General features: G+C 63.2%; 6 protein-coding genes. 3 read left to right on the plus strand and 3 right to left on the minus strand.

Features of this window, described 5'->3' with window-relative positions:
- Nucleotides 1-182: 182 nt before the first annotated feature.
- Both proX and WH367_RS12725 read left to right on the plus strand, forming a co-directional pair.
- On the plus strand, nt 183-1,196 hold the full coding sequence (gene proX / locus WH367_RS12720; RefSeq protein ID WP_339520870.1) for a glycine betaine/L-proline ABC transporter substrate-binding protein ProX: 1,014 nt from the start codon (nt 183-185) through the stop codon (nt 1,194-1,196).
- A gap of 106 nt (nt 1,197-1,302) precedes the next feature.
- Nucleotides 1,303-1,623, plus strand: a complete 321-nt coding sequence (locus WH367_RS12725) for a YkgJ family cysteine cluster protein (RefSeq protein ID WP_339536418.1) — start codon at nt 1,303-1,305, stop codon at nt 1,621-1,623.
- A 40-nt stretch (nt 1,624-1,663) separates the two neighbouring features.
- Here the strand turns inward: WH367_RS12725 and rtcA are convergent, their stop codons facing one another.
- The 3 genes from rtcA to WH367_RS12740 form a co-directional block, all read right to left on the minus strand.
- Nucleotides 1,664-2,716, minus strand: a complete 1,053-nt coding sequence (gene rtcA / locus WH367_RS12730) for an RNA 3'-terminal phosphate cyclase (RefSeq protein ID WP_339536438.1) — start codon at nt 2,714-2,716, stop codon at nt 1,664-1,666.
- Nucleotides 2,717-2,783: 67 nt separating this feature from the next.
- A complete protein-coding gene (locus WH367_RS12735; protein WP_339536420.1) occupies nt 2,784-3,440 on the minus strand; it encodes a zinc-ribbon domain containing protein in 657 nt (218 codons plus the stop codon).
- A 43-nt stretch (nt 3,441-3,483) separates the two neighbouring features.
- Nucleotides 3,484-4,701 (minus strand): RtcB family protein, encoded by a 1,218-nt coding sequence (locus WH367_RS12740; protein WP_339536422.1) that lies wholly within the window; start codon nt 4,699-4,701, stop codon nt 3,484-3,486.
- Between the two features lie 298 nt (nt 4,702-4,999).
- On the opposite strand from WH367_RS12740, the gene rtcR reads away from it, so the two are divergent.
- A complete protein-coding gene (gene rtcR, locus WH367_RS12745) occupies nt 5,000-6,616 on the plus strand; it encodes an RNA repair transcriptional activator RtcR (RefSeq protein ID WP_339536424.1) in 1,617 nt (538 codons plus the stop codon).
- Nucleotides 6,617-7,091 lie beyond the last annotated feature (475 nt).

A 7,091-nucleotide genomic window follows, 5' to 3' on the forward strand; every position in this document is an offset into this window, starting at 1 on the left:
TCCCCCTGGGCATGCCGCCATGCCCACCGCTGCAGCGCCAGTGCTGCGCAGCCCCAAGCCCCCCCGCCAGCTGCACACAGACCAGCCGGCACCACCGGCCGGGCGCCGTCTTGCCCCAGGGCTGCCCATGTTCCCTCTCGGTGCACATCGGGTGCATCGCGTATCCATCCAAGGAGAAGACCATGACTGATAAAAACCGCCTCAATCGCCCCATCCACCTGGCCTGCGCCGCCGCCATCGCGCTGATGGCCTGGGGCCCCGTCGCCCAGGCGCAAGACCTGCCCGGCAAGGGCAAGGATGTGCTGCCGCTGCTGGGCACCGTGGACGAGGAGATGTTCCAGACCCTGATCGTCTCGCGCGCGCTGGAAAAGCTCGGCTACACCGTCAAGGACCCCAAGGGGCTGGAGAACGGCACCGAGCACGTGGTGGTCGGCCAGGGCGATGCCACCTTTATGGCCAACCACTGGATTCCGCTGCACCAGGAGTTCTATGAGCGCAATGGCGGCGCCAAGGTCTTCTACCGTGAGGGCATGTTCTCGACCAATGCGGCGCAGGGCTACCTGATCGACAAGGCCACGGCCGAGAAGTACAAGATCACCGACATCATGCAGCTCAAGGATCCCAAGATCGCCAAGCTGTTTGACACCGATGGCGACGGCAAGGCCGATCTGACCGGCTGCAACCCCGGCTGGGGCTGCGAGCTGGCGATCAACAAGCACCTCAAGGGCCTGGGCCTGGAAGGCAGCGTGACCCACCGCCAGGGCAACTATGCGGCGCTGATTGCCGACACCATCGCCCGCTACCAATCGGGCAAGCCGGTGCTCTACTATGTCTGGACCCCCTACTGGGTCAACGGCGTGCTCAAGCCCGGCCAGGATGTCGTCTGGCTGCAGGTGCCCAACATCCCCAATGCCAAGGGCGATGACGACACCCGCCTGCCCAACGGCAAGAACTATGGTTTCAAGGTGAACAACCAGTACATCCTCGCGAACAAGAAATGGACCGACGCCAACCCGGCCGCCGCCAAGCTGTTTGCGCTGATGCAGGTGCCCATCGAGGACATCACCGCGCAGAACCTGCTGATGCGCAATGGCGAAAACAAGACCGCCGATATCCAGCGCCATGCCGACACCTGGATCAAGAACCACCAGGCCAAGTTTGACGGCTGGATCAAGCAAGCGCTGGCCGCCAAGTAAACCTGGCGCCTTCTGCACCGCAGCCCGAGCCCGCTCACCCAGCGGGCTTTTTTGTGGCGTTCAGCGGCGCAAAACTACAATAGCCGCCAAACAACGCCCATGCCCCATGCCCCATCCCTGCCTCAGTTGCGGCGCCTGCTGCGCCAGCTTTCGCGTTGATTTTTCCGTCCATGAATGCGACAGCAACGGCGGCCGTGTGCCCTCGGGCCTGGCCGAAGAGGTCAACGACTCGACCTGCCGCATGCGCGGCACCGACTATGCCCGCCCACGCTGCGCGGCCTTGACCGGCACCATTGGCCAGCAAGCCGCCTGCGGTATTTATGAATGGCGTCCCTCGCCCTGCCGGGAGTTTGCCACCGGCAGCGAGGCCTGCAACAAGGCCCGCCTGCGCCATGGCATGCAGGCGCTCGAAGGTGGGCTGTACTAGCCAGCCCGCCCAGCGCCCCATGCGTTGCGCTAGAGCGGTGCTAGAGCGGAGCAATCCGCACCACTGGCGCGCTGGCTGTCTCGATGGACATGCGCAGCGGCAGAAACTGCGCAATCACCGCCATATTGCTGTGCAGGTGCGCGCTGGCCTCGCTGCAGCTGAAGGCTGCAGGCTGGCCGCTTTGCCACACGGCCAGCGCCTGCAGCAGCAAGAGCTGGTCGGCCAGGTAGGCGCAGACAGCGGCATCGGGCTTTTTCTGGTAATCGCGCAGGTCCTGGCAGAGCTTGCGCGCCACCGCTTCGGACGATACGCCGTGCGCCCCCAGGCACCAGAACAGCTCGGTGACATGGTCATAGCGCAAGGTGGCCTGCAGCAGATTGCCCGGGCCTTCCTCCTGGCCCACCGGCAGCAGCTCCATCGCGCGCCGGTCCCAACCGGTCAGCCGCGCCAGCTCATCGAACTCGCGCATCGCCACGCCACGCGGCACGGCCGCGCAGACCGCCTCCACCGACACATGCTGCAGCATGCCGCGCGCCAGCAGGTCAAAAGGCTGCAGCCCTTGCGCTGCCGGGCTGATGCAGGCCAGCGCCTCGCCACCGCCCGCCGGGTAAAAGCCATAGCGGCGCAGGCGCATGTCCAGCCCCGCCCCCATGCGTGCCACCAGGGGCGCATAGGCGCGTTCAATGAAGTGGAAGTTGGGCGCCAGCGGATTGTGCGTGCCGCCCGACAGTTGCACCGTGCTCGCGCCATCAGCCATCAGCAGCGCCGGCAGCACTGTCTGCAGCACCAGCATGGCGCTGCCCGCGCCTGAGATCGGGAAGCGGTAGTCCCCGGCCTTGAGCGTCACCGGCGCAAACTGCAGCTCCATCACGCCCGCAGCGATGGGCGACAGCTGTGCATCGCTGATGGTCTGCGCTGCCTGCACACAGGCCAGGTGCTGGCGCATCAGGCCCGGCTTGGAGCGCCTGGCCCGGATGCTGTGCATCGCCAGCGGCCTTTGCGTAATGACCGACAGCGCCAGCGCCGTGCGCAGCATCTGGCCGCCGCCTTCGCCTTGCGAGCCGTCGATCTCGATTAGCCCTTTTCTATGAATTGGCTTGCGATTTGCATTGGAATCGTTCCCTCTCTCTGTGTTCTTCTTCTGATTCAATTGGCTGGGCTCAATGGCCGGACAGCACAGCGCCCATGGTCACGCGGGGATAGGTAACTACTCGGCAGACGCGATGCACGCCGGGGCGCAGCTCCAGCTCGCGCCGCAAGATGCGGTCGATACGCGGCGCCCAGCTGCGCTCCAGGCTCAGCGCCTCCAGCTGCGCATGCGCTGGCTTGTCACCAAACTGCACCCACCACCAGGCGAGGGCCTGCGCTGCCAGGCTGCGCAAATCCGGCGCCTTGGCCTGCAAGGCCGCATGCACACGGGCACGGGCAGACGCATCGGGGCGGGCACGCCATAGCGCACGCAAGGCTGCCATCTCCGCCGCATCACAATGGCTTTGGCGCCAGGCGCGGTGCCGGGTACGGCAGTCCTTGCAGCGGCTGGCACTGGCATACAGGCTGCCTTGCACTTGCTCGTACCACCATTTCTGGTCCTGCGCGGTCCAGACACAGGCGGCGCCACAATCACAGCAGCGGTAGCTGGTATCGACGTAATAGCCCGGGAGCCAAAAAGGCTCGCCATGGATCAGTTCAAGACGCTGCACATCGGCAGCCAAGGCGCCATGCGGCATGGCTGGGCGTAACGCTGCTTCACGCTGCGCCTCCATGCGCGCCCAACGGCGCTGCTTGATCTCTGTCTTGCGTTGCTTATTGCTCTTCATCACCCTTCTCCTCAGGGTTGCGGCCCCATGGCCGCCCCCTTGTCTACCCCTTCACACACACCACCTGTTTGAGCGTGTACACCACCTCCACCAGGTCGCTCTGCGCCGCCATCACCGCGTCGATGTCCTTGTAGGCCATGGGGATCTCGTCGATCACCTCGGCGTCCTTGCGGCATTCCACGCCTTCGGTGGCGCGCATCTGGTCCTCGACGGTGAACAGTTTCTTGGCCTTGGTCCGGCTCATCGTGCGACCGGCGCCGTGGCTGCAGCTGTTGAAGCTCTCGGGGTTGCCCTTACCGCGCACGATAAAGCTCTTGGCCCCCATGCTTCCCGGGATGATGCCCAGCTCACCCTGGCGGGCGCTCACGGCGCCCTTGCGGGTCACAAACACCTCCTGGCCAAAGTGGGTCTCGCGTTGCACATAGTTGTGGTGGCAGTTCACCGCTTCCAGGTGCGTCTCGAACGGTTTGCTGATCACCTTCTTCAAGGCATGGATCACGCGGACCATCATCACCTCGCGGTTGGCACGCGCAAACTTCTGCGCCCAACCCACCGCTTTGACATAGTCGCCAAAGTAGGCGGCGCCTTCTTCAAAGTAGGCCAGGTCCTTATCGGGCAGGTTGCGCTGGTGCAGCTCGGCATCCTTCTTGGCCAGCTCGATGAAGTGGGTGCCAATGGCGTTCCCCACCCCGCGCGAGCCCGAGTGCAGCATGATCCACACGGCCTGGTTCTCGTCCAGACAGACTTCGATGAAGTGGTTACCGGACCCCAGGGTTCCCAGGTGCTTGTAGTTGTTGGTGTTCTTCATGCGCGGGTGCGCTTCGCAGATCTCCTCGAACTCTTTCACCAGCACCGTCCAGGCGGCATCGGTTTCCTCAGGCGGCGTCTCCCAGCTTCCCTTGTCGCGGCCATAGCGCTTGGGCGTCATACCCACCGGCACCGCCCGCTCGATCGCAGCGCGGATCGGCGCCAGGTTGTCGGGCAGATCGCTGGCCGTCAACGTGGTCTTGCAGGCCATCATTCCGCAACCCAGGTCCACCCCCACCGCCGCCGGGATGATGGCCTTCAGCGTAGGCACCACCGAGCCGATGGTGGCACCAATCCCCAAGTGCACATCAGGCATCACCGCCACGTGCTTGAACACCACAGGCAGGCGCGAGATATTGGCCAGCTGGTTCTGCGCTTCGGCCTCGACCGGCACACCATTGGTCCACATCTTGATCGGCACGCCATTGGGCACTTGTCGTTGTTCGTAGGTCATGTTGTTCCCTGTTCTTTCTTCTGTATCTGTGCGGGCTTGCGCAGTTGCGTCTTGGCCCCGTCCGGTGGGAAAGCAGGATCCTCGCCCTGCTTTCCCCGACTCACGCCACGTGGCGCTTGCCATCTTATTTGCCAGAAGTGTGCCAACTATGCGCCGCCACTAAAATTTATCATCAAGCTGTTGAATAAAATGGAATTTTTTCAAAACTTCGTTTTGGACATGCAATAAAAATTTTTAGAAATATATTGATTTAGCTAGTCATACTAGAATTTAAGCTAATTCATTTGATTCCATCCCTATGAAACCCATCACCGTCATCGGCTTTCTCGGCACCCAGCTCGACAGCGGGCGCGGCGCAGGCCGCTGGAGCAAATGGCGGCCCTCGGTGGCCATCACCCAGCATGAAGACATGGTGGTGGCCCGCATGGAGCTGCTCTACACCCGCGCGCATGTGGACCTGGCGCGGCTGGTGCAAAAGGACATTGCCACCGTGAGCCCCGAGACCGAAGTCCACCTGGTGGAGCTGCCGATCCGCGACCCCTGGGACTTTGAAGAGGTCTACGGCGCGCTCTACGACTGGACCAGCAGCTACCACTTCGACAGCGACAGCGCCCAGTACTGGCTCAACATCACCACGGGCACCCATGTGGCGCAGATCTGCCTGTTTTTGCTGGCCGAATCGCGCGCGATCCCCGGTGTGATCCTGCAGGCCTCGCCACCCAAGCGGCAGATCGATGGCGCGGCGGGCAACTATGCGCTGATCGACCTGGACCTGTCACGCTACGACGCGCTGGCCACCCGCCATGCGCAGGCCCAGCAGGATGCGGTCGCTTTTTTGAAGAGCCATATCCCCACCCGCAACCCGCGCTTCAACCAGCTGATTGCCGAGATCGAGCAGGTGGCAGGCCGCTCGCAGGCCCCCATGCTGCTGGTGGGGCCTACGGGCGCGGGCAAGTCCTTTCTGGCGCGCCGCATGTACGAGCTGAAAAAGGCGCGCCACCAGATCAGCGGTGCCTTTGTCGAAGTGAACTGCGCCACCTTGCGCGGCGACAGCGCCGCCAGCACCTTGTTTGGCCACAAGAAAGGGGCGTTCACCGGCGCCGCCGCTGAGCGCGCTGGCCTGCTGCGCACCGCAGACCAGGGCCTGCTCTTCCTCGACGAAATCGGCGAGCTGGGCGCCGACGAGCAGGCCATGCTGCTGATGGCGATCGAGGAAAAGCGCTTCTATCCCATGGGCTCGGACAAGGAGGTGAGCAGCGACTTTCAGCTGATCGCAGGCACCAACCGCGACCTGCGCCTGGAAGTCAGCGCCGGCCGCTTTCGCGAAGACCTGTTCGCCCGCATCAACCTCTGGACCTACAACCTGCCCGGCCTGGCCCAGCGCAGCGAAGACATCGAGCCCAATATCGACCACCTGCTGGTGCAGCACGCCCAGCAAACCCACCGCACCGAGCGCTTCAACGCCGAAGCGCGCAAACGCTACCTGCAGTTCGCCCAGAGCCCGCAAGCCCTGTGGAGCGGCAATTTCCGCGATCTGCATGCCAGCGTGACGCGGCTGGCTACGCTGTCGACCAGTGGTCGTATCACCGAGGACCAGGTGGAGGCGGAGATTGGGCGTTTGCAGTGGCTGTGGCAGCGGCCGGATGCTGTGGCTGCTTCTTCCGACGTTTCTGCTGACGTGGCGTTGGAGGCATTGTTGCCTGGTGATGCTCTTGCGGCGATGGATTTGTTTGATCGGATGCAGTTGGCGGCGGTGGTGGGGGTGTGTCGTGCCTCTGGCAGTTTGTCGGAGGCGGGGCGGCAGTTGTTTCAGGCTTCGCGGGCACAAAGGGCGGTGGTGAATGATGCGGATCGGTTGAGGAAGTATTTGCAGAAGTTTGGGTTGAATTGGGATGTGGTTTGTTCTGCTCGTTGAGCTGGATGCTCTGCTTTATTGACACTTTTTAGCGACTGCTGTTTGGTTGAATTTTGCTGGCCGGATTTCGCTCGATGGGCGATTTCTGCGCTCGGCCCACAACTGACAGAGTGCAGCTCTTGCTTATGCATATGCCTGCGGCGCTACTTAGTTTTGCTGGCCGGAGTTCGCCCGGCGGGCGAGGTACTTTTCTTGCGCAGCCAAGAAAAGTACCCAAAAGAAAGCTGCCCCTGCTGACTGCGTCCCTTCGCTGCGCTGCGGGCAACCTGTGGTGCTCGGGTATGTGCTGCACCGCGAAACTCACTAGGCGCCGGGGGCGCTCCGTTCAAACAGACGCGGTGAGTCAGTTCACGATGCAGTTGCACTCTGCGGTGCAACTGCCCAGCCCATACCCTGTGCTCCTCGGCGCATTCAGAAGGGAAACTGAGCAGACGCAGGCCATCGCTGCGCTCGGCCCCCAAAACAGGCCGAGCGC

The sequence above is a fragment of the Comamonas sp. MYb21 genome (genome assembly GCF_037479395.1).
GTDB lineage: Bacteria > Pseudomonadota > Gammaproteobacteria > Burkholderiales > Burkholderiaceae_C > Comamonas.

What these genes read in the sequence shown, in the direction of transcription:
- proX (WP_339520870.1), top strand. Translation starts at nt 183, where the DNA reads ATGACTGATAAAAACCGCCTCAATCGCCCCATCCACCTGGCCTGCGCC.
- WH367_RS12725 (WP_339536418.1), top strand. Translation starts at nt 1,303, where the DNA reads ATGCCCCATCCCTGCCTCAGTTGCGGCGCCTGCTGCGCCAGCTTTCGC.
- WH367_RS12735 (WP_339536420.1), bottom strand. Translation starts at nt 3,440, where the DNA reads ATGAAGAGCAATAAGCAACGCAAGACAGAGATCAAGCAGCGCCGTTGG.
- WH367_RS12740 (WP_339536422.1), bottom strand. Translation starts at nt 4,701, where the DNA reads ATGACCTACGAACAACGACAAGTGCCCAATGGCGTGCCGATCAAGATG.
- rtcR (WP_339536424.1), top strand. Translation starts at nt 5,000, where the DNA reads ATGAAACCCATCACCGTCATCGGCTTTCTCGGCACCCAGCTCGACAGC.